At 62.1% G+C, this 26,314-nt stretch carries 26 protein-coding genes and 1 pseudogene; 15 read left to right on the forward strand and 12 right to left on the reverse strand.

What is annotated here, in order from left to right; all coding sequences use genetic code 11:
• Positions 1-4 precede the first annotated feature (4 nt).
• From RHE_RS31305 to RHE_RS28135, 5 genes are all read right to left on the reverse strand, one after another.
• Positions 5-2,374, reverse strand: coding sequence for a PAS-domain containing protein (locus tag RHE_RS31305; RefSeq protein ID WP_406867031.1), 2,370 nt, complete (start codon positions 2,372-2,374; stop codon positions 5-7).
• A gap of 196 nt (positions 2,375-2,570) precedes the next feature.
• Positions 2,571-2,990 (reverse strand): HD domain-containing protein, encoded by a 420-nt coding sequence (locus RHE_RS28120; RefSeq protein ID WP_011428632.1) that lies wholly within the window; start codon positions 2,988-2,990, stop codon positions 2,571-2,573.
• 5 nt (positions 2,991-2,995) lie between these two features.
• Positions 2,996-3,322, reverse strand: a complete 327-nt coding sequence (locus RHE_RS28125; protein ID WP_011428633.1) for a DUF2934 domain-containing protein — start codon at positions 3,320-3,322, stop codon at positions 2,996-2,998.
• Between the two features lie 223 nt (positions 3,323-3,545).
• A complete protein-coding gene (locus RHE_RS28130; RefSeq protein ID WP_011428634.1) occupies positions 3,546-3,902 on the reverse strand; it encodes a hypothetical protein in 357 nt (118 codons plus the stop codon).
• Between the two features lie 107 nt (positions 3,903-4,009).
• Entirely contained in the window at positions 4,010-4,300 is a 291-nt protein-coding gene (locus tag RHE_RS28135; RefSeq protein WP_011428635.1) for a hypothetical protein, read from the reverse strand.
• 352 nt (positions 4,301-4,652) lie between these two features.
• On the opposite strand from RHE_RS28135, the gene groES reads away from it, so the two are divergent.
• The 3 genes from groES to RHE_RS28150 all read left to right on the forward strand — a co-directional run bounded on the left by groES (position 4,653) and on the right by RHE_RS28150 (position 7,055).
• The gene (groES, locus tag RHE_RS28140) at positions 4,653-4,967 is read left to right on the forward strand and encodes a co-chaperone GroES (RefSeq protein ID WP_011428636.1); all 315 of its coding nucleotides are present in this window, start codon (positions 4,653-4,655) and stop codon (positions 4,965-4,967) included.
• A gap of 150 nt (positions 4,968-5,117) precedes the next feature.
• Positions 5,118-6,746 (forward strand): chaperonin GroEL, encoded by a 1,629-nt coding sequence (gene groL / locus RHE_RS28145; protein ID WP_011428637.1) that lies wholly within the window; start codon positions 5,118-5,120, stop codon positions 6,744-6,746.
• A 57-nt stretch (positions 6,747-6,803) separates the two neighbouring features.
• The gene (locus RHE_RS28150) at positions 6,804-7,055 is read left to right on the forward strand and encodes a hypothetical protein (protein WP_020919600.1); all 252 of its coding nucleotides are present in this window, start codon (positions 6,804-6,806) and stop codon (positions 7,053-7,055) included.
• Between the two features lie 144 nt (positions 7,056-7,199).
• On the opposite strand, the gene RHE_RS28155 is transcribed toward RHE_RS28150, so the two are convergent.
• Both RHE_RS28155 and RHE_RS28160 read right to left on the reverse strand, forming a co-directional pair.
• Entirely contained in the window at positions 7,200-8,330 is a 1,131-nt protein-coding gene (locus RHE_RS28155; RefSeq protein ID WP_042120003.1) for an HPP family protein, read from the reverse strand.
• 55 nt (positions 8,331-8,385) lie between these two features.
• Positions 8,386-9,291, reverse strand: a complete 906-nt coding sequence (locus tag RHE_RS28160; RefSeq protein WP_011428639.1) for a LysR substrate-binding domain-containing protein — start codon at positions 9,289-9,291, stop codon at positions 8,386-8,388.
• 314 nt (positions 9,292-9,605) lie between these two features.
• On the opposite strand from RHE_RS28160, the gene RHE_RS28165 reads away from it, so the two are divergent.
• A complete protein-coding gene (locus RHE_RS28165; protein ID WP_011428640.1) occupies positions 9,606-9,917 on the forward strand; it encodes a hypothetical protein in 312 nt (103 codons plus the stop codon).
• 144 nt (positions 9,918-10,061) lie between these two features.
• Positions 10,062-10,276: pseudogene (locus tag RHE_RS34620) on the forward strand (hypothetical protein).
• Positions 10,277-10,282: 6 nt separating this feature from the next.
• On the opposite strand, the gene RHE_RS28170 reads toward RHE_RS34620, so the two are convergent.
• Positions 10,283-11,185 (reverse strand): GNAT family N-acetyltransferase, encoded by a 903-nt coding sequence (locus RHE_RS28170; RefSeq protein WP_011428641.1) that lies wholly within the window; start codon positions 11,183-11,185, stop codon positions 10,283-10,285.
• A 257-nt stretch (positions 11,186-11,442) separates the two neighbouring features.
• On the opposite strand from RHE_RS28170, the gene argE reads away from it, so the two are divergent.
• The 6 genes from argE (at position 11,443) to RHE_RS28200 (ending at position 18,115) form a co-directional block, all read left to right on the forward strand.
• Entirely contained in the window at positions 11,443-12,567 is a 1,125-nt protein-coding gene (gene argE / locus RHE_RS28175; protein ID WP_011428642.1) for an acetylornithine deacetylase, read from the forward strand.
• Positions 12,568-12,591: 24 nt separating this feature from the next.
• Positions 12,592-13,515 carry a 2-hydroxyacid dehydrogenase gene (locus RHE_RS28180; protein WP_011428643.1) on the forward strand — a complete coding sequence of 308 codons (924 nt, stop codon included), beginning with the start codon at positions 12,592-12,594 and terminating at the stop codon, positions 13,513-13,515.
• 39 nt (positions 13,516-13,554) lie between these two features.
• Positions 13,555-13,908: a cupin domain-containing protein gene (locus RHE_RS28185; protein WP_020919594.1), complete on the forward strand. Its 354-nt coding sequence runs from the start codon at positions 13,555-13,557 to the stop codon at positions 13,906-13,908.
• Between the two features lie 179 nt (positions 13,909-14,087).
• Entirely contained in the window at positions 14,088-15,551 is a 1,464-nt protein-coding gene (locus tag RHE_RS28190; protein ID WP_011428645.1) for an aldehyde dehydrogenase family protein, read from the forward strand.
• 9 nt (positions 15,552-15,560) lie between these two features.
• The gene (locus RHE_RS28195; RefSeq protein WP_011428646.1) at positions 15,561-16,604 is read left to right on the forward strand and encodes a tartrate dehydrogenase; all 1,044 of its coding nucleotides are present in this window, start codon (positions 15,561-15,563) and stop codon (positions 16,602-16,604) included.
• A gap of 53 nt (positions 16,605-16,657) precedes the next feature.
• Positions 16,658-18,115 carry an NAD-dependent succinate-semialdehyde dehydrogenase gene (locus RHE_RS28200; protein ID WP_011428647.1) on the forward strand — a complete coding sequence of 486 codons (1,458 nt, stop codon included), beginning with the start codon at positions 16,658-16,660 and terminating at the stop codon, positions 18,113-18,115.
• A gap of 149 nt (positions 18,116-18,264) precedes the next feature.
• Here RHE_RS28200 and RHE_RS28205 read toward each other — a convergent pair whose 3' ends face one another.
• The 4 genes from RHE_RS28205 to RHE_RS28220 all read right to left on the reverse strand — a co-directional run bounded on the left by RHE_RS28205 (position 18,265) and on the right by RHE_RS28220 (position 22,074).
• Positions 18,265-19,539 carry an NAD(P)/FAD-dependent oxidoreductase gene (locus RHE_RS28205; RefSeq protein WP_011428648.1) on the reverse strand — a complete coding sequence of 425 codons (1,275 nt, stop codon included), beginning with the start codon at positions 19,537-19,539 and terminating at the stop codon, positions 18,265-18,267.
• A 13-nt stretch (positions 19,540-19,552) separates the two neighbouring features.
• On the reverse strand, positions 19,553-20,221 hold the full coding sequence (locus tag RHE_RS28210; protein ID WP_011428649.1) for a haloacid dehalogenase type II: 669 nt from the start codon (positions 20,219-20,221) through the stop codon (positions 19,553-19,555).
• A 169-nt stretch (positions 20,222-20,390) separates the two neighbouring features.
• Positions 20,391-21,059 (reverse strand): 3-oxo-tetronate 4-phosphate decarboxylase, encoded by a 669-nt coding sequence (otnC, locus tag RHE_RS28215; protein WP_011428650.1) that lies wholly within the window; start codon positions 21,057-21,059, stop codon positions 20,391-20,393.
• A 16-nt stretch (positions 21,060-21,075) separates the two neighbouring features.
• Positions 21,076-22,074 carry a LacI family DNA-binding transcriptional regulator gene (locus RHE_RS28220; RefSeq protein ID WP_020919586.1) on the reverse strand — a complete coding sequence of 333 codons (999 nt, stop codon included), beginning with the start codon at positions 22,072-22,074 and terminating at the stop codon, positions 21,076-21,078.
• A gap of 206 nt (positions 22,075-22,280) precedes the next feature.
• Here RHE_RS28220 and ltnD point away from each other — a divergent pair, with 206 nt between their 5' ends.
• From ltnD to RHE_RS28240, 4 genes are all read left to right on the forward strand, one after another.
• On the forward strand, positions 22,281-23,225 hold the full coding sequence (gene ltnD / locus RHE_RS28225; RefSeq protein ID WP_011428652.1) for an L-threonate dehydrogenase: 945 nt from the start codon (positions 22,281-22,283) through the stop codon (positions 23,223-23,225).
• A gap of 11 nt (positions 23,226-23,236) precedes the next feature.
• Positions 23,237-24,013: a 2-oxo-tetronate isomerase gene (gene otnI / locus RHE_RS28230; protein WP_011428653.1), complete on the forward strand. Its 777-nt coding sequence runs from the start codon at positions 23,237-23,239 to the stop codon at positions 24,011-24,013.
• 3 nt (positions 24,014-24,016) lie between these two features.
• Positions 24,017-25,297 carry a 3-oxo-tetronate kinase gene (otnK, locus tag RHE_RS28235; RefSeq protein ID WP_011428654.1) on the forward strand — a complete coding sequence of 427 codons (1,281 nt, stop codon included), beginning with the start codon at positions 24,017-24,019 and terminating at the stop codon, positions 25,295-25,297.
• 178 nt (positions 25,298-25,475) lie between these two features.
• Positions 25,476-26,312: a GNAT family N-acetyltransferase gene (locus RHE_RS28240; RefSeq protein WP_011428655.1), complete on the forward strand. Its 837-nt coding sequence runs from the start codon at positions 25,476-25,478 to the stop codon at positions 26,310-26,312.
• The last annotated feature ends 2 nt before the right edge of the window (positions 26,313-26,314 follow it).

Below are 26,314 nucleotides of genomic sequence, written 5' to 3' on the forward strand. Positions count from 1 at the left end.
CCGCCTACCGGGCGCCAGCAACGCGCAGTTCATCCAATATCTCTGCGCCGATCGGAAGCCGCAGCGTGAAGGTCGTGCCGTTGCCGCGGCTGCTTGCCACCTCGATCGTGCCGCCGTGGAGCTCGATGATCTGCTTGACGAGGTTGAGGCCGATGCCGGTGCCGGCGATGCCCGTGGAGCTTCTGGCGCGAAAATATCGCTGGAACATCTTCGGGAGGTCATCGGTGTCGATGCCGATACCTTCGTCGCGGACCGTGATGCAGACGCTTGTCCCGTCCTGCCATCCAGTCACGTGGACGTTCGGGGCATCAGGCGCGTATTTCACGGCGTTCGAGAAGAGATTGCTGAAGACCTGGTCGAGCGCAGGATGATCGCCGAAGATCGTCGGGGGAAGCCGGTCGAGGTCGAGTAAAAAACGATGCGACCGGCGGATGCTTTCCTGGCGCGCGCTGCAGATTCCGATGATCTCGGCAATCGAGCACGGCTTGTGCACGATGGTGATCCGGCCATGATCCAGCCGCCCGGCGGCAAGAATGCTTTCCATCAGTTCAAGCATGCGCGAAACCGAGCTGCGGATCTGATCGGCTTTTTCGCAAAGAAACTCCGGCGTCGCTGCCTCTTTGCGCCGAATGAGCCGTTGCGCCGCGCCGTCGATCACCGCAAGCGGGGTGCGGAACTCATGCGACGCCATCGAGACGAACTGTCGCTGCAATTCGTTGATCTGCTTTTCCTGTTCGAGCATCCGTTCGAGTTCTTCTGTCTGCCGCGCCAGTTCGACCGTGCGGGAGCGCACCATCTCTTCAAGCGTGTCGCGGTGCTGCAGCAATGCCTTTTCGGCGCGCTTGGCCTCGGTGACGTCGACGACAGCCATCAGCGATGCCGCCTTGCCCTTGTAGTTCAAGCAGGTGGAATAGACGGTCACCTCGATGGCCGTACCATCTCCCTTGAGATGGCGGGAAGAGCGGGACGACGCGGTATCCTCGAGATCGAAAACGACGGCCTCCGGCGGATTGGTTTCCTGCGCCTCGATGTCGGATAGTCGCATCGTCAGGAATTGCTCCAGACGATAACCATAGTGATCGATGGCGGCTTGGTTTACGTGGAGAAACCTCAACGTTTCATGATCGTAAACCCACATCGGCATCGGGTTGCCCTCGAACAGCAGCCTGAACGACGCCTCCTGCATCTTGAGGTCGGTAATGTCGACACGTATGCCGACGCTACCGCCTTCGGAGATCTGGCGTTCTTCGATCCGTATCCAGTGGTTTCCGGGTAGGCGCTGCTCGTGTTTGCTGGTGGGCTTTGCATGATGGGCCAGCCTCTCCGCCAGCCATTCCTCTTCGCGCCCGACTGCTTCCGGATATTGGCCGCGTTCGAGGCCAGCACGCAGGCGGTCTTCGAAGCGCATGCCTTTCACGAGCATATCGCCACTTTCGGCGTAAAGCTGCTCATATCTCTGGTTCCACAGGACGAAGCGGTCTTCCTCGTCGAACAGGACGAGACCTTCCGGGACGACTTCGAAAGCCGCCAGAAGACGCGCGTGCGCCGCGCGCGCCTCCTGCTCGGCGCGTTCTGCCTGGACATGCGCCTTCGCAAGGGCCTTTTCAGCCTGCCAAGCCTGCGTGATATCCTCGTGGGTCGATACCCAGCCGCCGTCCGACGTGCGCTGATGATAGCCACGGATGATCTGGCCCGACTTGAGTTCCTTGATCCAATCCCGAGGCGTATCGCCCTTATTGGTCGCTTCGGCCCAGGCGAGATATTCCGAGGTCGAGGTGGCGGGAACGGCGCCGACCCTTTGCCTCAGGTTGAGGATGTCTTCAAGCGACTGTCCCGGATGAATGACGGAGGGATCAAGTCCGTAGACCTCGGCATAACGATCGTTTGAAAGCAGCAGCCGACCGGCCTCGTCGAACAGGCAGACGCCTTGTCCCATGCTGGCAAGCGCCGTGTCGAGTTGTTCGTTGCGCCGCTGCAGGCGCGCGTGGACTGCGCCGAGCTCGATATGTCGCTTGATGCGGGCGACGAGCTCCGCGGCGGAGACAAGGTTGGAAACGCAATCCACCGCACCGCCGGCAAGCCCTTCGATCCGGCTCTCCTCGCCCTCCGGCGAGACCATGATGATTATCGGAATATCACGCGTTAGGGGGTTTGCTTTGAGACGCCGGCAGTCTTCGAGACCACCTCCCTCCCGCGACTGGGCGTCCAGCAGAATAAGCTCCGGCTGCGGTCGCTTGGCGGCCCATTCGTGAAGCTCAGCTCGGTCGCAGTGAACGCGCAGCACGATACCATGTCGCTCAAGGTCGTCGCCGACACCATGCGGGCATTCTAACGTGCCATCCATTGCAAAGATTGTGTGCAGTTCGCCGGACACGACCGTTCCCCCGTTCATCCACATGGACGCGACTATAAGTCGTACCGGTTAACACGCCCCTCATCTCAGGTCGGCATCAGGGTGCTCCGCGTTGCATGGTTGAAGAACGGTTGCGGGCGATGCGGAAAAATATCAGGTGATGCAAGAGGACGCGCGGTAGGACATTCCTCGAGATTTCGGCGTCACACGATCAGACCTAGCGTTGGTTCCGGATGTCGTGCAGGAGATCCAGACCGCGCTGGTATTTTTCAGTTTTCTTGCCGGCTTGTTCAGCTTGTCGGAGATTGTCTTCAAGGTCGGCCTGTTTGACTGACAGGGCCAGCGGATTCGACGTGGCGCGTCTGACGAATTCGTCGTCAGGCTCCTCGGGCCGCCGCGTCAAGGCATCCACCGCGGAGATGATCGCCGGCGGGAAGCCTTCCTCCCTTAATCTGTCGAGCGTCCAGCCACTGCCTTTTTCAGCGACGTCGTGAAGATAGGCGACCGTTCGCCCCTCATCGCCCGACACGAGAAGCGCGACCCGCTGGCAATGCTCGAAGAACGGCCGGCCGGTCTTGTCCACCTGCCCTTCATGCGCCTCTAAGGCGATTTGAATGGCATGGTCGAGATGCTGCATGGCGGTTACGGTCCTTCGGTTCTTCTGATTTTTCGCCGGGAAGGTTTCTCCCCCGTTGTTATCTCGATATCGGGCGTCGTCGCGCCGGCAACTTGACCAAGGTCGGCTCCCGGCGGGTCGAGGTCACCGCTTTCCCCGGCTCCTTGAAGCAAGGCCGCATCATCTCTGTCGTCTTGATCAAGCAGGTCTTGCAGCGTCTCATTCTCGTCTTCGCCAGCCAGCTCGTCGCAAGCTTGCATCCAATGACGCAGGTCCGAACCTTCAGGGCGGCCCTCGGCTTCCCAGATTTCATAGGCGCGCCGCCGTATCTGCTCGTGTTTGTCTATGGCCATGATCTTCTCCAGTTTCGACGCAGGCGATCATCAACCTGAAATGCGCGGGTTCAGTACGTTTTCTACCTGCATCGAGGCAGTGGTTCATGGCCGTGCGAAGACAAGCGCCGTAGCAACGCAGGCAATTGTCGATGCATTGCTGCATTGCCGGATTGATCTCACGCATTCTCCTGCTTCGGAGCGTTCGAACACATCGTGCGAGAACGAGCCAAGCGGCTGCCTTTCAAGGCCAGTTGATGGTGGGAAGAAAATCTTCCACCTGCTTGCGCTCATTGTCTGAAAGCGTTTCCACCCGCTCTTTCCAGAAGCGTTCGGCCTCCGGCGGATCCTTCTCCCATTGGCGAACTTTCGTAATGTTGTCGTCGATCTTGGACCGGCGGCGCCCACCCAGGCTCAGATACTCCTTCGCCAGTTTCAGGCTTGGGGTCTCAGTGCCCCCATCGCGATCCAACGTCGAACGCGCGTTGCGTCGGGCGGCTTCCAATGCTGTCTGGCGATCGGCCTCGGCTTGCCGCGTATCGAAGGAGCGCGCATCGTCGGTTCCGCTCTCGGGTGACATGTTGGTTGGGGAAATGGTCATGGATCACCTCTCGATGCTGTGATCCAATAACCACCACCAGCCGCGAGAGTTCCGCATGCTGGCAATTGATTCGAGCGGGCGTTCGAGCCAAACCGTGCTGCTGGCAATCAGTGAACGGCCATGCTCACCATGCGATAGGGGTGCACTGCCTCGAATTGCGAGATCATAGCCGTTGCCTGGAGCAACACGCGCTCGGCATTCTCGGGATCGTCCCGGGCGAGTTCGTCGGCATTGACGCGAATTGCTTCGGCCATGTTGTTTGAGAGCACGGCGAAGTGTGTATTGCCCTCGACAAGAGCCTCACGCGCCGTATCCTCGAGCGTGCGCGCGATGTCGACGAAGATCTCCTCGCGTTCCTCGATACTAAGGTCTTTGATTATATTAGTCTTCTCTTCCATGTCACTCACTCCTAAAGACGTGCGACGGTGATCGAGCTCATCGAGCCTCGATCGCCTGAGAGCTAGGAACGCCGACATCCGGATTCAAGCCATGTGCGCTTTGAACTCGCCTTCGAAACGAGGGGGACGACCATCGTCATTATGTCGAACGCAGGAGCCGGGCTTCTGTTCCCGGGAGAGCTGTTAGCAGTCGTCGATAGAGAGTGCTAATTTTTCACCTGCTCCTCTTGAAATCGAAAAACGCTCGAACCAGATCATTCGCGCAGGCGCGCGACTTGCACCCGTCCGGATCTCGTCAATCCGGTCCAGCCAGCGCCAACACCGTTGCCATTGTTTGTCTATGGAGGAAGACATGTCGTTCCGACCGCTTCATGACCGCATTCTCGTCCGCCGCGTCGATTCCGAAGAAAAGACCAAGGGCGGCATCATCATTCCCGACACCGCCAAGGAAAAGCCGCAGGAAGGCGAGGTCATTGCCGTCGGCCCCGGTGCACGCAACGATGCCGGCCAGATCCAGCCGCTCGACGTCAAGGTCGGCGACCGCATCCTGTTCGGCAAGTGGTCTGGCACCGAGATCAAGATCAATGGCGAAGACCTGCTGATCATGAAGGAAAGCGACGTGATGGGTATCATCGAAGCTCAGAGCGAGCGGAAAGAGGCCGCCTGAGTCCATCAAGTCGGAAGTCAACGCTAAAGCGCGTTGCGGTCTCTGAGATTCGCTCCTCGCGCTTTGGATCTTAATTTCTACGCATGTCGTTCTCGCAAAACCGCTGTACACTTGGCGACATGCGCTAGCTGCCGATGAAGGAGTGAGGACATGGCTGCTAAAGAAGTCAAATTCAGCGTCGAAGCCCGCGAAAAAATGCTGCGCGGTGTCGACATCCTGGCAAACGCCGTAAAGGTCACGCTCGGTCCGAAAGGCCGTAACGTGGTGATCGACAAGTCCTTCGGCGCGCCGCGCATCACCAAGGACGGCGTTTCGGTCGCCAAGGAAATTGAACTTGAAGACAAGTTCGAAAACATGGGTGCGCAGATGGTCCGCGAAGTCGCTTCGAAGACCAGCGACATCGCGGGCGACGGCACCACGACCGCAACCGTTCTTGCCCAGGCGATCGTCAAGGAGGGCGCCAAGGCCGTTACGTCAGGCATGAACCCGATGGACCTGAAGCGCGGAATCGATCTTGCCGTCAGTGCTATCGTCGAAGAACTGAAGGCCAACGCCCGCAAGATATCGAATAATGCCGAAATTGCCCAGGTCGGAACGATCTCGGCCAACGGCGATGCCGAAATCGGCCGCTTCCTGGCGGAGGCCGTGCAAAAGGTCGGCAATGACGGTGTCATCACCGTTGAAGAAGCCAAGACCGCCGAAACCGAACTCGAGGTCGTCGAAGGCATGCAGTTCGACCGCGGCTATTTGAGTCCCTATTTCGTCACCAATGCCGACAAGATGCGGGTCGAATTCGAGGATCCCTATATCCTCATTCACGAGAAGAAGCTGTCGAACCTGCAGTCGATGCTGCCGATCCTCGAAGCCGTCGTTCAGTCCGGCAAGCCGCTCCTCATCATCGCTGAAGATGTCGAAGGCGAAGCCCTTGCTACCCTCGTCGTCAACAAGCTGCGCGGCGGCCTGAAGATCGCTGCCGTCAAGGCGCCCGGCTTCGGCGACCGCCGCAAGGCCATGCTCGAAGACATCGCCATCCTCACCGCCGGCACCGTCATCTCCGAAGATCTCGGCATCAAGCTTGAGAATGTGACGCTCAATATGCTCGGCCGGGCAAAGAAGATCACGGTCGAGAAGGAAAACACCACCATCATCGACGGCGTCGGTTCGAAGGAGGAGATTTCGGGCCGCATCGCCCAGATCAAGGCCCAGATCGAAGAGACCACCTCCGACTACGATCGCGAGAAGCTGCAGGAACGTCTTGCCAAACTCGCCGGCGGTGTTGCCGTTATCCGCGTCGGCGGCTCGACGGAGGTCGAGGTGAAGGAGAAGAAGGATCGCGTCGACGACGCGCTTCATGCAACAAGGGCAGCGGTCGAGGAAGGCATCCTGCCCGGTGGCGGCGTGGCGCTGCTGCGCGCGGTCAAGGCGCTCGACAATATCAAGACAGCCAATGACGACCAGCGCGTCGGCGTCGAAATCGTCCGCCGTGCGCTCGAGGCCCCGGCTCGCCAGATCGCCGAAAACGCCGGCGCGGAAGGCTCGGTCGTTGTCGGCAAGCTGCGCGAGAAGAGCGACTTCTCCTATGGCTGGAATGCCCAGACCGGCGAATTCGGCGATCTCTACGCGCAGGGCGTCATCGATCCAGCCAAGGTCGTTCGCACCGCGCTGCAGGACGCATCCTCCATCGCCGGCCTGCTGGTGACGACGGAAGCGATGATCGCCGAGAAGCCGAAGAAGGATGCTCCTCCGGCAATGCCGGCCGGCGCCGGTATGGACTTTTAAGACAGGGTCGCAGGCTCGCCTGGAGACCCCGGGCGGGCCGTTTCCGAGGGAATGAAGATGGTTCAAACGATCCTAAGCCGATCGCAGGTGCCGCTGGACTCCCGCGATCTCGAAACCTGCCAACACGTCTTCGACAAGCTCAGCGCCGATTACGCAGTGGCAAGAGACAGCGACGAAGCCGAACGGATGGCGAGCATCATCATCGAGCTCTACCGACAGGGCGTGCGCGATCCCAATCATCTGCAGTCGATGGTCCAGGCGGCCCGCGGCCTCTTTGAGACGGACGGAGGGCAGCCGATTGCTCAGTGACGGCGCCGGCACGAATCGATGACGAGCGCGTCCCGCATCCGTTTCAGGTCATAGCCGTGATCATATCGGAAGGGCTGAGGACGAAGGCTTGTCGCCTTCGGCGGCCGTGGCGGGCCAGCGGAAATCCCAGCCACTCCGCACGTTTCACGCCACGGCAGCGATCGTGTCGCCGTCGTTCGGCAGCAGCCGCGCCACGGCGCTCAAAAGGTCGGTCTGCGATATCAGGCCGAGGATCCGGTGGTCGTCGTCGACAATGATGACGGCATGGGTGCACCCGTCCGTCAGAACCGGCAGCAGCGACAGGGCAGCATCTGAAGCTCTCGCCACTGCCGGTTTGGAGATCGCGTGGGCAATCGTATCGCCGCCCCCAAACAATTCACGTAAGCCGACAGTGCCGACCAGGCGGCCTTCCGGATCCTTCACCGGCAGGGTGCGGATATTATGCTTCAAAAGAAGATGTCGCGCGGCGTCCGGCTCGCAGGTCTCGCCGATGGCGATCACGTCACGCGACATGATATCGGCGCAGCTGATCTTGTCGTTTGATCGGATGGCTGCCTGCAGTTCGACCTGCTGCAGCAATCTTCCGAGGTCTGCCCGATCGATATCGAACGTTTCGTCGAGCGCCTCGAGGGCGGCATCGACATCCTCCTCGCGAAAGCCCACCCGCGCGGCGGATGGCGGATCGATCGTCTGGTGGGTGTTCTCCGCCGGCTTCGGAACGACGTGCGGATAGTTCCGTCTGGAAAGCTTGTGGAACAGCAGCCCGAGCCCCACGAGAATGCAGGAGTTCAAAGCGACCGGCACGAAGGGAAAGAGGAACCCCCAACCGGCGACGACGGGACCGCCGAGCACGGCGGTGAGTGCCGCAGCCCCTCCCGGCGGGTGAAGGCATCGCGTGAACGACATCGCGCCGATGGCCAGCGAAACGCCGACACCCGTTGCGATGATCGGATCACGAATGAAATAGGCGGCAATGATGCCCATCAGAGCGGAAATTGTATTGCCGCCGATGATCGCCCACGGCTGTGCCAGCGGACTTGCCGGCACTGCGAAAAGCAGCACCGCCGACGCCCCCATCGGCGCGACGATCAATGGAAGATGCGGCCCCTGGCCAAACAGATAGCCGCTGATGACGCCGGTGAGGCCGATGCCCAGCAAGGCGCCGAAACAGGCGATCAATCGTTCTCTTAATGTCGCGCCGGCCAGGATCGGCGAAAACAGGCGAAAGCGGCGGATACGGCTCGGCCCCACTTTCGGTGAAACGGGAAACTGCATGCGAAGACCAATTATGAGTGAGGATAATCTGGGGGTGACGGAAGAGAGGCAGGAGCTAGTTCGCCGCCAGCCTGACCTCTCTGCCTTTGGTTGCGCCAAGCACTTCATGAAAGGCCCTGAAAGCGCTGGGGCAATTGTCCTTGCGATAGACCAGCAGGGTCTCGACCGGCCCGAGCTGATGGGTATGAACGGCGGTCGGCCAGTGCATGAGATCGAGAACGGACCTGGGCATCACGCCCGCCGTATTCCCAGTCGCAACGCTCGCCAGGATCGCGTGGTAGGAACCGAGCTCGCTCGTCGGCAGGGTGTTCGATTTGCGCGCCCAGTTTTCGGCAATCCGGCGATAGGTGCAGCCGGGTTCCAAAGCTGCCAGCGATCCGACCCGCAGGTCGGCCGCGGAGTTGATGGCGGGATGGCCGGATGGCAGCACGATCAACAGATCTTCGACAAAAACCGTCTCCATCTCCAGCGCCATGAGTTCGGCATCGAAATCCGAATCCTCCTCGCGCATCGTCTCCGGCGGGCGGGCAATCAGCGCGCAATCCAGCACATCGGCCAGAACATCGCGGGCAAGATCGCGAGAAGCCCCCATTGTCAGATGCAGCGACACATCCGGCCACATCCGGTTGAATTGCGTCAGCGCCGCCGGCAGGCGGCTTGCCGCCGTGCTTTCCATCGTGCCGACCCGTAATGTTCCCGATGGGGCGAGAGGCCGCACGGCCCGGCGCGCTTCTAGCGCAAGCGCCATCAGCCGGTTGGCATAGGTGAGAAACGTCTCGCCCTCCCGAGTCAGCGTCATCTTCTTGCCGTCGCGGCTGAACAGGCAAGCGCCAAGGTCCTCCTCCAGTTGCTGGATGCGTGTCGTCACGTTGGACGGCACCCGACCGACTGCCTTTGCGGCCTTGGTAACGCTGCGGTCGCTGGCGACGGCGAGGAATATCTCGATCGACGAAAGGTCCAATGAAAAATCTCTTTTCGGGAATTAAAGCGAGTCATTGTTCTCTATATAAAAATCATAACCCGAGCTCAAGCGGGTTTAGGCACAGGCAAAAACCCGGACTCGGGGCAGTGCGTGAAGGCTCCCGGGCTCGACCTTCACTTGAAAATGTCCGTGCCATCTGCAGGCCAGACGGCCGAATGATTGCCAAAAAAAAGATCGAGACGCCGCCGAAATAGCCACGCAAACCGCTGCATCGTCTCCACTGCAGCGCGTTTCGAGGCTGGCATGGAGATTGCGTCTCTAGGCTGATCTGTAGAATGACCGGCGCCGACCATATGCTGCACCTTGTTTTGACCTGCCTTCTTCTGAGCGTCGCTTCAGGCCTCAGCATGCGACGTTTTCTTCTGCCGTATTTTCCCGGCGGCGATCTCGCCGAGAAATCCGCTCCCGTGACGATCGTCGCAAGCGCGGTGTTTCTGGCGACAGTCGCCTTCACCATCTCCGATCAGAATCTCTGGGCCAAATCCATGGTCCTGATGCTCTGCCTTTTGCTGGCGGCAATGTTCGACGACGCCCGACCCAGGCTGACGATCGCCCTTTCTGCCGTTAGCCTGGCCGCCTATCTCGGGCTGCGCTCGATTGGCTGAGTACCCGGCCGTCTTGTCCGCGCAAGCGGCGGTGAGACAATTGGCTGAGCAACTTCTCGCGGCGCCAAAAACGATCTTCGCGACAGAATAGTTTCGCAATATAATTCTCTCCTGCTGAATATTTCGAAGCGGATCGCTTCAAGAATGGGGAGAGAGGCGATGAATATCGAGCGGCGAGAGAGGATCTGGTCGGAGTGGTATGCCTGGCATCCTGTTCAGCCGATCGATGACACGGTGTTCTGGCTCGAGACCGTATACCGGCGGGAAACGGCGGAAGGCCTGTGGCAATATCGTTCCTTCCGACCGAAGCCGAACGTATCAAGGCTTCGGCCGCCATGCCCATTTATCCCGGCGCTTAATTCCCGTCAGCCGAGCGCCTGGCTGACGAGCGCATAGGTTTTCGGCCGATGCCCCACCTGACCTCCCGGACTTGGAAGCCAAGGGTCGCCCAGAGACATGGTCGTCACGAAGTCAAAGACAGCAAGGCCACAGCGGGAGAGAAAATCGGCAAATATCCCGACTTTCTCGCGCGTATCGAGGCGTAGGAATGACCCCGTATGCTCGAGCGCATGCGGATGGACGACCGCGATTGCGTCTGCGTCGCTGCTCGCCACCACCGGACCAATGACATGGCCGCGCCCGAACCGTCGGCAAAGCGAAAAGGCCTCGATCCGGCCGGCGCGAACCAAAACGACGCCTTTGGAATGTGCCATGAGCTGTGTCAGAAGTAGCGTGCGGTCCGTGCCAAAGGCAAGGCGATCCAGTTCCACGATCGCCTCCAGATCCTCAGCTTCCACGGGTCGGATCGCGACACTGGGCGGCAACTCCACATCCGGTGGCGCTATCGCTTCGCCCTGGCATTGAAAGACGGGCGCCTCACGAACAAAGTTCAAGGACAGATATAGGCGTCGCGCCGCCCGCGTCGCGTTCAGCCCAAGATTACGCCCGGCAACCTGGTCGAGCGCGTGGCCCATCAGCCACTGCCCAGCACCATTGGCCTGCAGGCGCGGCGAGGTGATGACCATACCGATTGTGGCGAACCGATCATCATAGGGAAACCACATCGCGGAGCCCAGGATGCGCCCGATTTCATCGATAGCCGCAATGCCTTGGCCGAATTCGCGTAGGAATTGCCAGTCTTCACGGCGATGCGGCCAGGCGACGGACATCGAAAGCGCATGCAGCTTGTCGAGATCGACGCTGTCGATCCCGGTTATGCGCGTCTCGAAACTATCGACCAACCTGGATTCGGATGTCAGTGCACTCACTCCCGCCCTCCTGCGGCGTTGTCCGGCCAACCCTTAAAGCTGCGCACGGAAACCCTTCGTTGAGATTAGGACGGATCGCGCGACACAATTCACTGGCGAAGCCTGTGCAAACACAACAATCGTCCAAATCCAGTGCAGTTTCGGCAAATAAAGCCAGGCCGGGTCTCTACAGTCATCGGCCAGATCCCGACCGCCGCCCGTACCTTTGACCGCGAGTGGGCCGGTGCAATTCTATATCCCGCGATGCGAGGAAGCTCATGCAGGCAATTGAAATCCTCGAAAGGTTGGTCGGCTTTCCCTCGGTCGTCGGCACGCCGAACGGCGAGATCGTTGGGTGGATCAGGCATTACCTGCAAAGGCACGGTATTGTCGTCACGGAGATTGCCGGCCCCGAGGGCGACCGGTCGAACCTCTTCGTAACGATAGGTCCAAGGGAGACGCCGGGTTACATCCTCTCCGGCCATATGGACGTCGTTCCCGCCACGGAAGGCGGGTGGAGCAGCGATCCGTTCCGTCTCCGCGCCGAAACGGACCGCCTCTACGGTCGCGGAACCACCGACATGAAGGGCTTTCTCGCCGTCGTGCTTGCCGCCGTCCCGGCACTCGCGGCGGCACAACTCCGCCGACCCATCCACCTCGCTCTTTCCTACGATGAGGAGGCAGGCTGCCGCGGGGTCCCGCACATGATCGCCCGCCTGCCTGAGCTCTGTGCACCTCCGCTCGGCGCGATTATCGGCGAACCGAGCGGCATGCGGGCGATCCGAGCGCACAAGGGCAAGGCGGCCGCTCGGCTGACGGTCAGAGGCCGGTCCGGCCATTCCTCGCGCCCCGACCGGGGACTAAATGCAATCCATGCCATGACCGACATCTTGGTTTGCGCCAGCGCCGAAGCCGAACGGCTGGCGCAGGGTCCGTTCGAACATGTTTTCGAACCGCCCTATTCCTCCCTCCAGGTCGGCACATTGAAGGGTGGCCAGGCGGTCAACATCATTCCCGATAGCTGCGAAGCCGAGTTCGAGGCGAGGGCTATTTCCGGAATCGACCCGGCCACGCTGCTGGCGCCGCTGCGAACGATGGCCGACGCACTGCGGCAACGCGGCTTTCAGTCGGAATGGCGCGAACTCAGCGCCTATCCGGCGCTGTCGCTTGCCGCCGATGCGCCGCTTGCACGCTTGCTTGGCGAACTCACCGGTGTCGAGCCACTCGCCGCCGTCAGCTACGGCACCGAGGCCGGTCTTTTCCAGCGCGCAGGCATCGATGCGATCATCTGCGGGCCGGGCGATATCGCCCGTGCTCACCGACCGGACGAATTCATCCTCGCGAACGAACTCCTGGCCTGCCAGGCGATGATCGAGGCACTCGCCCGACGTTGCATCGCCTGACCGTCAGATCAAGGAGCCGATGCAATGACCTTTCTCTTCAATTCCGATGCGAAGCGCGGCGCTATATTCGCCGAGGCCTTCGCGCGCGAACTGCCCGACATTGCCTTCGCCATGGATCCGGAATCGGTCGAACCGGAGGCGGTGCGCTACCTAATCACCTGGACTGTGCCGGATGATCTCGCCCGCTACCGCAATCTCGAAATCTTGTTTTCGATCGGCGCCGGCATCGATCAGTTTCGCATCGACGCCGTGCCGGCTCCGGTCAAGATAGTGCGCATGGTCGAGGATAGCATCGTCAAAATGATGCAGGAATATGCGACGCTGGCGGTCCTCGCTCTCCATCGCGATCTGCCGGCCTATCTCGACCAGCAGCGGCGCGGGATCTGGCAACCGATCGCACCCGTTCAGGCCGCAGAACGCCGCGTCGGCGTGCTCGGGCTCGGAATGCTGGGAAGGGCGGTGCTTGAGAGTTTGCGCCCATTCGGTTTGCCGCTGTCCGGCTGGAGCCGCGCTCCGCGCGCGATCGACAGCGTTCGATGCCTCAGCGGCGGCGAGGGACTCGAGACCCTGCTTGCCACCACCGATATTCTCGTCTGCATGCTGCCGCTGACGGAGGAGACGCGGGGCTTCCTGAATGCCGAGCTCTTCGCAAGGCTTCCCGCTGGTGCCGCACTCGCTCATGTCGGTCGCGGCGCCCAGCTCGATCATCAGGCGCTCGTCGCTGCGCTTGACGCCGGACATCTCTCCGGCGCCGTGGTCGATGTTACCGATCCGGAGCCGCTGCCTCCGGGCCATGCCTTCTGGAATCATCCCAAGATTCTGCTGACGCCGCATATTGCCAGCGTCACTCAAGCCGAGCCCGCGGCGGCGGCGGTGATCGGCAACATCAAACGGCACCGGGCGGGCCTCGACCCGATCGGGCTGGTCGATCGCGGCCGCGGCTACTGATTTATCTCACTACAAATCTGCACCCTGGAAAGGAAACCCATGTCCCTGCTCAAGACGATCGATACCAACCCGTCCCAAGCGCCGCGCGAGTCCGGTCCCCTCCCCGAGCGGTTGATCGCGGGCAACCCCACCTTCAAGACCTGGGCGCAGGATGTTGCTCGCGCAGACACGGTCCATACCGGCATATGGGAGGCGACGCCCGGTGAGACGCGTTCGATCAAGGGCGAGACATTCGAGTTCTGCCATATCCTTTCCGGCCTGGTCGAACTCACACCGGAAGGCGGAGAACCGGTGGTCTACAAAGCCGGAGACAGCTTCGTCATGAAGCCGGGCTTCATCGGCGTCTGGAAGACCATCGAGACAGTACGCAAGATCTACGTGACCGTGACATGAGCTGGCGGGCGTCGGGCTTCCGCGCGCGGGCAGCGCGGCGCCAGGCCCGGACGCCCGCCGTAGATTTGACTGGCGGCGGAGCGGAAAACGCAATTTTTGTCCGTCGCAGCAATACCGGTCGATGCATGCTGCTCGCTTTCTCCAGCTAGCCTCACGTCAGCTCATGCCGAGGACACGCAATGACACTCAGCTTCGATCCGAATTCGATTTCCCTGCCCATGGGACATTTCATCGGCGGCCGGCTGGTTCCGGCCGAAGCCGTCATCGATATGCATCGGCCGTCCGACGGCAAGGCTTATGCCGGCTGTCCGCTTGCTGACGCGGCCCTTGTCGATCAGGCCGTGGAGACGGCAAGGGAGGCGTTAGATAGAAGCAATTGGGGTGGCGGGCGGCCGCGCGAGCGCACCAAGGCGCTGCAGCGCTGGGCGGACCTGATCGAAGCCGAGGCGGAGACACTCGCCAGACTTGAGGCTCTCTCCTCAACCCGCCCCGTCGGCCATCTCGTCGCCGGCGACATCGCGGTCACCGCCGAGCAGATCCGCTTCTTTGCCGAATTCGCCGACAAGGAAGGCGGCGATCTCGTCCCGACCGACGACGCGAATCTCGGCATGATCATGACGGAACCCTATGGCGTCGTCGGCGCCATCACGCCCTGGAATTTTCCCCTGTCGATGGCAGGCTGGAAGCTTGGCCCGGCACTGGCGGCCGGCAACGCGGTGGTGCTGAAGCCATCGGAGATGACGCCGTTTTCGACCCTCTATCTTGCCGAGCTTTCGGTGCGGGCCGGTCTGCCCGCTGGTCTCGTCAACGTCGTCCTCGGTGACGGTCCGATCACCGGAACCGCCATCACCGGCCATCCCGGGATTTCCAAGGTCAGCTTCACCGGCTCGACCGCGGCCGGTGCGGCGATCATGACCAATATCGCCCGCACGGGCGTGAAGCCGATGACGCTGGAGCTCGGCGGCAAGAGCCCTCAGCTGGTCTTCGCGGATGCCGATCTCGATCTTGCGGCAGGCGCCATCGCCGCCAGCATTTTGTCCAACGCCGGCCAGGCCTGCATATGCGGATCCCGCCTCATCGTCGAGGCGAAGGTGGCGGACGCGCTCGTAGCGGCCCTCGTCGCCAGACTGGCGGCAGTCCGGCCGGGGCCGACCTGGGAGGAAACGACCGATTATTCGCCCGTTATCTCCGAACGCCAAATCGCCCGCATGGATGGCATCATCCGCGCCGCCATCGACGGCGGGGCCGAATGTCTTACGGGTGGCGGCCGGCTCGATCGTGAGGGCTATTTTTACGCGCCGACGCTGATTTCGGGCGTGACGGCAACATCGCCCGCGGTTCTCGAGGAAATCTTCGGACCGGTTCTGACCATCCAGACCTTCGAGGATGAGGAGGAGGCGCTAAGCCTCGCCGACCACCCATCCTATGGCCTGGCCGCGGGCCTCTTCACCCGCGATCTCTCGCGCGCGATCCGCCTCACCCGCCGCCTGCAGGCCGGCACCGTCTGGGTTAACCGTTACGGCCGATCGCGCGACCATATCCTGCCGACCGGCGGCTACAAGCAATCCGGAATCGGCAAGGATCTCGGCCGCGAAGCCTATCATGCCAACCGCAAGAGCAAGAGCGTGCTCATCAGCCTTTAAGGAGCTCAGATGAAGACCTACAGGATTGCCCTTCTGCCAGGAGACGGCATCGGCCGCGACGTGACCGACGCTGCCTGGGCCGTGCTCGAAAAAACAGCTGGATCGGGCGGATTTTCCCTTGAGGCAACCCGCTACCCCTGGTCCTGCGACTACTATCTCGAAAACGGCAGCATGATGCCCGCCGATGGGATCGAGACGCTGAAGTCTTTCGACGCCATCCTGCTCGGCGCCGTCGGATGGCCCCGAAAAGTGCCGGATTCCGTATCGCTGCACGGCCTCCTGCTGCCGATCCGCAAGGCCTTCGTGCAATATGCCAATATCCGCCCGCACCGTTTGCTCCCAGGCGTGCAGGGACCGCTGCGGTCTGACGGTTTCGACATTCTCTGCATTCGTGAAAACACCGAGGGCGAATATTCCGGCGCCGGCGGCCGTATCCATCAGGGCGCGGACAACGAAGTGGCGATCGAAACCGCGATCTTCACCCGCAAGGGGGTCGAACGCATCCTGCGTTTCGGCTTCGAGCAGGCACGTGCGCGACGCGGCAAGCTTGCCTCGGTGACGAAGTCGAACGCGCAGAAATATTCGATGGTCTTCTGGGACGAGATCACCCACGGGCTCTCTGCGGAATATCCCGATGTCGAAGTGACCAGCTATCATATAGACGCCATGGCCGCCCGCATGGTGATGGCGCCCGAAAGCCTCGATGTCGTGGCCGCCTCCAACCTGTTCGGCGACATCCTGACCGACCTTGGCGCCGCGATCCAGGGCGGGCTCGGCTTTGCCGCATCCGCCAACATCAATCCCGATCGATCGGCGCCCTCCATGTTCGAACCAGTCCACGGGTCAGCGCCCGATATCGCTCATCTCGGGATCGCCAATCCGATCGCCGCCATCTGGTCGGGTGCAATGATGCTGGAACATCTCGGAGAAACGGCCGCCGCCGAAAAGGTGATGGACGCAATCGAAACGACCACTGCGCGCGGCGTCGGCGCAATTCCCGGCAAGGACAGGACCGACGCGATCACGGCATCGGTGCTTTCGGCGCTCGGCTAGCGCGTCGCGCAAACTGGAAGTGATTTGGAAAAGTTTTGACGAAAGGGGAGAAAATGAACGGATTGCGAGACAGTAGCCTGCTTCGCCAGCAAGGTCTCATCGATGGCGAATGGTGCGGGGCTGCAGCCGGCCGCACGATCGAGGTGACCGATCCGGCGACGCAGCATGTGCTGGGCACGGTGCCCGATATGGACGGAGCCGATACGCGGACCGCAATCGCGGCGGCGGAAAAAGCCTTTGGCGCATGGCGGGCCAAAACCAACGCCGAGCGCGCCGCCTTGCTGGAAGCCTGGCACGATCTGATGCTCGACAATATCGAGGATCTGGCGCTGATCCTCACCAGGGAACAAGGTAAGCCGCTCGCAGAAGCGCGCGGTGAAATCCGTTACGGCGCCTCGTTCGTCAAATGGTTTTCCGAGGAGGCGCGGCGCATCGGCGGGACAACCATTCCCTCACCGACAGCCGATCGGCGGATCGTCGTCCTGAAGGAGCCCGTCGGCGTTTCGGCGATCATCACGCCGTGGAATTTTCCGAATGCAATGATCACCCGCAAGGTGGGGCCGGCGCTCGCGGCAGGCTGCACGGTCGTGATCAAGCCATCGGACCTGACCCCGTTCTCCGCGCTGGCGCTCGGTGTGCTGGCGGAGCGGGCCGGCATCCCCAAAGGCGTGGTCAATATCGTCACCGGCATGCCTGCCGGCATCGGCGACGAGTTGATGTCCAACCGGACTGTGCGCAAAATCTCGTTCACCGGCTCGACCCGCGTCGGTTCGCTGCTGATGCGCGGCGCCGCCGATAGCGTCAAGCGGCTCAGCCTCGAACTCGGCGGCAACGCCCCTTTCATCGTTTTCGACGATGCCGATCTCGACCTTGCCGTGGAAGGCGCTATCGCGTCGAAATTCCGCAATGGCGGCCAGACCTGCGTCTGCGCCAACCGTCTTCTTGTTCAGTCCGGCGTCTACGATGCCTTTGCCGCCAAACTCGGCGCGCGCGTGTCGGCTATGAAGGTCGGGGCCGGCACGGAGGCCGGAACGGATATCGGACCGATGATCAACAAGGCGGCGATCGAGAAGATCAACCGTCACGTTGACGATGCAGTGGAAAAGGGAGCCAAGATCCTCGCCACCGCCGGTTCCGTGCCGGTCGGCGATCAATATGCTGCGCCGATGGTGCTTGGCGACGCGACGACCGACATGCAGCTTGCCAGCGAAGAGACATTCGGACCCGTTGCGCCGCTATTCCGCTTCGACACAGAGGAAGAGGCGATCCGCATTGCCAACGCCACCCCCTTCGGCCTAGCAGCCTATTTCTACACGGAGAGCCTGAAACGGTCCTGGCGCGTTGGCGAGGCGCTCGAATTCGGCATGATCGGCCTGAACACGGGCGCCATCTCGACCGAGGTCGCCCCGTTCGGCGGCGTCAAGCAATCCGGCCTCGGGCGTGAGGGCGCCCAGTGCGGCATTGACGAATATCTCGAAATGAAGAGCTTCCATATCGGCGGGCTCTCCTGACCGGCAAAAGGCAAAGGGCGCCGGAAGATCATTCCGGTGCCCTTCGTAAACGACGTCGCAAGCTTAGATCTTAGATTCTGCTGGTTTCGCACCGCCGCAAGGGTTTGCCATATGCGCCGAACGGCTGAGCCGCTCTCGCAATGCCGCGCTTACATGAAGCGATCAAGTGTCTTGTAATAGAGCCCAACAATTGGCAGGAACCACGGCTTGCCGAAATGACCGGGAACGGCTGGCCATTCTAGCCCTTTCACCGGATTGCGGTCCGCCTTGCCCATGATGGCGTCGGCGATCATCATGCCGAGGTGAGTGGAGAGCTGGGCGCCATGGCCGGAATAGCCCATGGCATACCAGACGCCGTCGACATAGCCCGCGCGCGGATAGCGGTCCTTCGTCATATCGACGAGCCCCCCCCAGCAATAGTCGATCTCGACGCCGGCAAGCTGCGGGAAGATTTCCGCCATGCTTGTGCGCAGAATATCGCCGCTCTTTGCATCCGACCGCTGATCCGACGTGGCGGAAAAGCGGGCGCGGCCGCCGAAGATCAGCCGCTTGTCCGGCGACAGGCGAAAATAATTGCCGATGTTCATCGAGGTGACGCAAGTCCGGTTGCCCGGCATCGTCGCTGCGATTTCGGCGTCGCTCAGCGGACGGGTGGCGATCAGGAAGCTGCCGACGGAGATGATCCGACGGCGGAAATGACCGAAGAGCGACGGCGTGTAGGCGCCTGTCGCGACCAGCACGTGGTCGGCGGTGACGGTGCCCCGCCCGGTTTCGAGACTATGGCGGCCATTGCCTTGCCTGTGGCCGGTTACGGCAGTCCGTTCGAAAATGATGGCGCCATGACGGGCGGCAGCAGTGGCAAGCCCCATGACATAGCGGCCCATATGCATCATCGCGCTCTTCTTCGAGAGCATGGCGCCATGGAAAGGCGACCCGATCTCATTCTTCAGGTCGCTTGGCGTCAGAAGCGCCGTCTCCGGATCGACCTCTATATGCACAGCCTCGAAATTCCGGGCAATGGCATCGAAATGCTGCGGCTTGGAAGCGAGCTTCAGCTTCCCGGCACGCCGGAAACTGCAGTCGATCCCCTCCTGGGCGATGATCGCCTCGATCGCATCGATGGAATCGTCGAAGGCTCGATAGAGCGCAATAGCCCGCTCCGTTCCGAGTGCGCTCTTGGCCGACAGGAAGCTATGGGCAAGCCCGTTGTTGAGATGGCCGCCATTGCGTCCCGATGCTCCCCAGCCGACATGCTCGGCTTCCAGCACGACGACCTTGACGCCGGCTTTCGCAAGCTGGCGCGCAGCGGCAAGCCCGGTGAAGCCGGCGCCGATGACGGCGACGTCGTAATGCCCCTCGACAGGACCTTGGGCCGCCTCGGCAAAAGGGCGGGCCGTGTCGTGCCAGTAGGATTGGAACTGCATCCGCTTGTCTCCGTCAGAGGCCGACGACGCCAGGCAAGCCCGAGATACCAGCGATTTCGACATAGCCGTAATAGGGATTGGCCGGCTCGTGGCCGCGATTGACCCAGACCTTGTTCTTGATTCCGAGATCGTGCGCCGACATCAGATCGTAGCGGAAGGAAGACGAGCAGTGCAGCACGTCCTCAGGCCCGCAGCCGAGCATGTCGAACATGTATTCGAAAGCCTGGAAACGTGGCTTGTAAGCATTGGCCTGCTGAGCGGTATAGACCGCGTGGAAGGGTGCGCCGAGCTTTTCGACGTTCGACATGATCTGGGCGTCCATGGCATTGGACAGGATCACCAGCGGAATTTCCCGGGCAACCCTGGCAAGACCCTCGGCTACGTCGCGATGGGGCCCCCAGGTCGGAACGCGCTCGTAAACGATTTGCGCAGCTTCGTCGCGAAATGTCACGCCGTTGCGCTTGCATGTGCGCTCGAGCGAGTTGTGCACCACCTCGGCATAGGGTTTCCAGGCGCCCATGATCTCGTCGAGACGATAGGCGGCGAAATTCTTGACGAACTCCGCCATGCGCGGTTCGTCGAGCTGGTCGCCGTAGAGATCGCGTGCCGCTTCCGCCATCTGGAAGTTGGTGAGCGTGCCGTAGCAATCGAAGGTGATGTATTTCGGGCGGAACGTCGTCATCTGCGTATCCTTGAATGATTGGAACCGGGATGTTTCACAATCATAGGCATCGCTTTATCGCTGGCCTACCTGAATTGGCGGCATCCGAAGCAGAATCTATCGTATCAAAAGCGGCGTTTGGCAGAAGGTTGCGTGGGCTCCCAGACGCCCCCCGAGGCCGGTGACGAGTTCAATCGTGATCGTGGTCATGATGCGAGGGAAGATCGAGGCCGAAGGTGTTGACGAGATCAGCCACCTGAGCCGGACTGAGGAACCGCGGATTGAGATTGCGCAGCAGCAGATAGAGCTTCGCCGTCTCCTCCAGTTCCTCGGTTGCGAAGACCGCCGCCTCCAGGCTGTCGCCGGCGACGACGGGTCCATGATTGGCCAGAAGCACCGATGAATATCTGCCTGCCAACCCGCGGATTGCATCGGCCACCGCGGGATCGCCGGGACGATAATAGGGCACCAGCGCCGTCTCGCCGGCGCGCATGAGATAATATGGCGTCATCGGCGGCAGGGCGGCGCGGGGATCGATCTCCGGCAGCATGGTCAGCGCCACCGCATGGGTGGAGTGAAGATGAACGATGGCGCGGGCGCTGCCGCGTGTATCGTAGAGGGCAGTATGTAGCGGGATTTCCTTGGTCGGCTTGTCGCCCGACAATAACCGGCGATCCGCGTCGAGCCTCGATATGCGGGCCGGGTCGAGGAAGCCGAGCGACGCGTTGGTCGGTGTCACCAACCAGCCACCGTCCTCCAGCCGCAACGATATGTTGCCGGACGAACCGGGCGTCAGCCCGCGCTCGAACAGCGAGCGGCCGTACCGGCAGATTTCCTCACGCAGGCGCGCGTCGGACATGACAGTTCCTCCAAAGTTACGCAGTCGCCCCTTCGATCAGTTCAAAACCGAGGTCGATAGCCTGCGGCGGCGCGTTGGCGACAACCAGCTCGGCGGCCATCTGCCCCGTCGCGACGCGCGGCGTCCGGATGGTCGACAAGGGCTGCGGTATCGCCCGGCCGATATCGAGACCGTTATAGCCAAAAAGAGCCAGCTGCGAGGGAATGACAATTCCTTGGGCGAGACAGTGAAAATAACCGCCGAGCGCCATGTCGTCGTTGGAAAAATAGACCGCATCGAGATCGCTCGCTCGTGCAAGCAGTCGCTCCAGCGCCAGCCTGCCGTTCTCCACCGACGAAGCGCCCGCCAGAATTTCGCGGGCGACAAGGGGCGTGCCGTTGGCTTCGAGAATTTCGCAAAAGCTGGCAAAGCGCTTGCCGGCGCGGATGTCGCGGCTGAGATCGTGGCCGACATAGCCGATCCGGCGATAGCCTCGCTTGAGCAGGAATGCCGCGCTCTCCCGCCCGGCCGCACGGTTCGAGAAACCGACCGCGATATCGATCGCATCGCCGTCGAGATCAAGCAATTCCACCACCCGGCAACCGCTGGCGCGCAGCATCTTCGCCGTGCCGTCGGTATGCTCATATCCCGCCAGCATCACCGCTGCCGGCCGCCAGGCAAGCATCGCAGCGGCGAGCGCCTCCTCCTTGCTCGGATCATAATCGGTCACCGAGAAGACCGCCTGATATCGGTTTTCCTCCAGGACAGCGCCGGCACCGCGCAGCACGTCGGCAAAGACGATGTTGGACAGGGAGGGAATGACGAAGGCGACAAGGCGTGACGTGGTGGAAGCGAGCGTTCCGGCGATGCGGTTCGGCACATAGCCCAGCCGTTCCACGGCGGCCATCACCCGCTCCCGTGTCTTGCCCGAAAACGAACCATGGTTGCGCAGGACACGCGACACCGTGCTCTCCCCGACGCCGGCCGCTTCTGCGACCTCTGCAAGGGTTACCGTCGCCTGATGTTTGAATTCCATCGTCAATTTCGAATCCGGCATTAGGAATGCGTCCGGCGCAAGCAACTGCTAGGCGCGCTGTCGCAGCGACTTTCATTTTTCACCACTTCGGGCAAGAAGCAACATTTTTTTGGCAGCGCTGCCATTTGACTGTTGGCGAGGCCGCTGGAATGATCTAGAAAGAATGGCAGCGCTGCCAAAATGGCTCGTGATCGGAGGACGTTCCCATGACACCGCTCGCTGAAAACTCAGGCTCCGCCATCGTCGCGGCCGTCATCGGCCTCGGTTCCATGGGAATGGGAATGGCCAGCTCAATGAAGCGCGCAGGTCTGGACGTCGTTGGATATGACATAACGCCGGCCGCGGTGGACCGCTTCGTCGCCGAAGGCGGACGTGGCGCGGCATCCCCTGCCGACGCCGCCAAGGGGGCCGACATCATCGTCTCCGTGGTGGTCAACGGCGCGCAGACCGAAGCCGTGCTGTTCGGATCCAAGGGCGTTGCTGCTCCGATGAAGCGCGGCGCGGTCTTCATCTCGTCGGCGACGATGGACCCCGCCATCGCGCGCGATCTGGCGGCGAGGGCGCAGGCTCTCGGCCTGCACTATCTCGACGCGCCGATTTCAGGCGGCGCGGCCAGGGCGGCGAAAGGTGAGCTGACGATCATGGCCTCCGGCTCCAGGCAGGCTTTCGATAGGGCGCGCCCGGCCCTCGACGCCATGGCCGGCAAGGTTTACGAGCTCGGCGAGGCGGCGGGAACCGGCGCCGCCTTCAAGATGATCAACCAGCTTCTCGCCGGCGTACATATCGCGGCCGCATGCGAGGCGATAACTTTTGCCGCCAAGCAGGGCCTCGACCTCGACAAGGTCTATGAAGTCATCACCGCCTCGGCGGGCAATTCCTGGATGTTTGAAAATCGTGTCCCGCACGTGCTGGCCGGGGACTATACGCCGGCCAGCAGCATTGAGATTTTCGTCAAGGATCTCGGCATCGTACTGGATATGGCCCGTTCGCAGCGTTATCCGGCACCGCTCGCGGCAGCGGCCCTGCAAATGTACCTGGCGGCCGCCGGCGCCGGCATGGGCGGCGACGATGATTCCTCGCTCGCACGCCTCTACGCCCAGCTTTCCGGCGCGCAATTGCCCGGTTTCGCCAAAGAGCCGCAAGGCCGGTAAGGAGGGTCGACATGCCAGTTTTCGCCGCCAACCTGACGATGATGTTCAGCGAATGGGACTTCCTCGACCGCTTCGACGCCGCAGCCGACGCGGGGTTTTCCGCCGTCGAATACCTCTTCCCCTACGAGGCCGCACCGGATGCAATCGCCGAACGGCTTGCCCGCAACAATCTGCGGCAGGCCCTGTTCAACCTGCCGCCGGGCGACTGGGGTGCGGGCGAGCGCGGCATCGCGGCTCTTCCCGGACGGTTCGACGACCTCAAAGCGGATGTCGAGCGGGCATTGGACTATGCGGCGGCGACAGGCGTCGGGCGACTGCACCTGATGGCGGGTATCGCCGACCCTCATGATCAAGAGGCCGCCGCCTCCTACCGACGCTCCGTCACCTACACTGCCGGCCGGCTTGCGGAAAAAGGCGTTGATCTCCTGCTGGAGCCGATCAACGGGCGCAATATGCCGGGATATTTCCTCAACGACTTCGCGATCGCCGAGCGGCTGATCGCCGAATGCGGCCTGCCCAACCTGAAGCTGCAATTCGACATCTATCACCGTCAGATCCTCCATGGCGACGTTACGATGGCATTGCGGCGCCTGCTGCCGATCACCGGCCATATCCAGATCGCCGGCGTGCCGTCACGCAACGAGCCTGACGGAGAGGAGCTGAACTATCCCTATCTGTTCGGTGAAATCGACCGGCTGGGTTACGACCGTTTCATCGGCTGCGAATATGTCCCGCGCGGCCAGACACTGGACGGCCTTGGCTGGTTCAAACCTTTTGCACGGAGCTAGACCATGGCAATTTCACTTGGGTCGATCGCCGACGACTATACCGGCGCGTCCGACCTCGCAAACACGCTGACGAAAAACGGCCTGCGCACGGTGCAGACGGTCGGCATTCCGAATCCGTCGCTCGCGCTGCCGGAGGTCGATGCGGTGGTCGTCTCCCTGAAGATCCGCTCCGTTCCCGCTTCGGAGGCCGTGGCCGCTGCGACCAAAGCCGAGCGCTGGCTGCGCCAGCAGGGCGCGGCGCATGTGCTTTACAAGATCTGTTCGACGTTCGATTCCACAGATGCCGGCAATATCGGCCCTGTCACCGAGGCTTTGAGCGCGGCGGCGGGCGGCGGCGGCGTGCTGGTGACACCGGCCTTTCCGGAGACGGGGCGCACCCTCTATCTCGGCCACCTCTTCGTCGGCGGCCAGCCGTTGAGCGAAAGTCCGCTCAAGGACCACCCGCTGAACCCTATGCACGACGCCAATCTCGTGCGGGTTCTCGCCCGGCAATCGCGTGGCACCGTCGGACTGATCGATCTCCCAGCCATCGCAGCCGGACCGGCCGCCACCAGGGCGAAGCTCGATGCCCTCCTCAGGACAGGCGTGACCATGGCTATCGCCGACGCAATTTTCGAGCGCGATCTGGAAACGCTGGGCGAGATCGCGCTGGAAACGCCGGTATCCACCGGCGCGTCCGGTCTCGGCCTCGGCCTTGCCCGCGCGCTCGTCCGCTCCGGCCGGATATCCGGCCGCGCGACAGGTGAAGACGTCATTCGCCCCGTAGGCGGGTTTTCGGCGATCATTGCCGGCAGCTGTTCGAAGGCGACGCTGCACCAGATCGGCGTCGCCGAACGAGCGATGCCGGTGCTGCGGCTTGATCCCGAGCGGCTGCTGGCCGCCGGCCCGGATGAGATCGCCGCGGCGATTTCCTGGGCCGGAGAGCGCATTTCTGCCGGCCCGGTCGTGGTCGCCGCGAGCGCGGCGCCCGAAACCGTATCCCGGCTGCAATCGCAATATGGCCGGGAGGCCTCCGGCCACGCGATCGAGACCGCCACATCGATCATTGCCGCCGAGCTGGTGGAGAGAGGCGTGCGGCGCCTCGTGGTCGCAGGCGGCGAGACCTCGGGAGCCGCGGTCGACAAGCTCGCCATACCGGCATTTCTGATCGGCCCCGAAATTGCTCCCGGCGTGCCGGTGCTGCGTACAGTCGGCAATAGGCAGGGCGACATGCTTCTGGCGTTGAAATCAGGAAATTTTGGAGGCGAAGATTTCTTCATTGCCGCGCTGGCGATGATGCAGTGACAAGACGAAGGCCTCAACACACTCGCAGCAAGCGGTTTGCGAAAGGGTCGGTCCGCCAGCATAAGATGCGGCGACCCATGATCGCAAAGCCATAACATACTGCCTGAACCACGGCCTTCAGATGATCTGCCCGCCGGCACTCCGGCAGACTTGCGGGCAGAACATCAAGGATCGCCCCATGCAAACACGTCAGATCGAGATCGCCGCGTTCAGGTCCGACCATCTGGACGCCGCCGTTGCGCTTTCCCGACAGGCGGGCTGGCCGCATCGGACGGAAGATTGGCAGATGGCGCTCGCCCTGAGCGAAGGAATGGTCGCAATCGAAGACGACAGGGTCGTCGGCACCGTTCTCGTCACGCGATACAAGGAAGATTGCGCCACCATCAACATGGTCATCGTCGACGAGACGATGCGCGGGCGCGGCCTCGGCCGCAGGCTGATGGACGCCGCGCTGCAGATCGCAGGTGACCGGCCGCTGCGGCTGGTCGCGACAACAGCTGGCCTGCCGCTCTATCAAAAGCTTGGATTCCATGAAACCGGAACCGTGCTGCAGCACCAAGGCCTTGCCGGAGACATTCCTGCGCCGGCCGGCACGGAGGCCGCCACCGCCGACGATCTCCCTGCCATCATGGCGCTCGATCGGCTTGCCTTCGGCGCCGACCGCGAAGGACTTCTCGCCTATCTCACCAAGGCTGGCGAATTCGCCGTCATTCGCCGCCACGGCGGCGTGTCGGGCTTCGCCTGCCTGCGTCCCTTCGGGCGCGGCGAGGTGATCGGACCCGTGGTTGCCGCGGACATCGAAGAGGCTAGGAAACTCATCGAACATCACATCGCGCGGCGGCCAGCACGCTTTCTCAGGGTGGATACCACGGCCGCGGCCGGACTTTCCCCACGGCTCGCCGAATATGGCCTCGCCCATGTAGGCGGCGGTATCGCAATGAAAAAACCATCGGTCGGCCACGCTGCCGCCCCTGCTGCCACCACGTTCGCGCTTGCCAGCCAGGCGCTCGGCTGATC

The organism is Rhizobium etli CFN 42, assembly GCF_000092045.1.
Lineage (GTDB): Bacteria > Pseudomonadota > Alphaproteobacteria > Rhizobiales > Rhizobiaceae > Rhizobium > Rhizobium etli.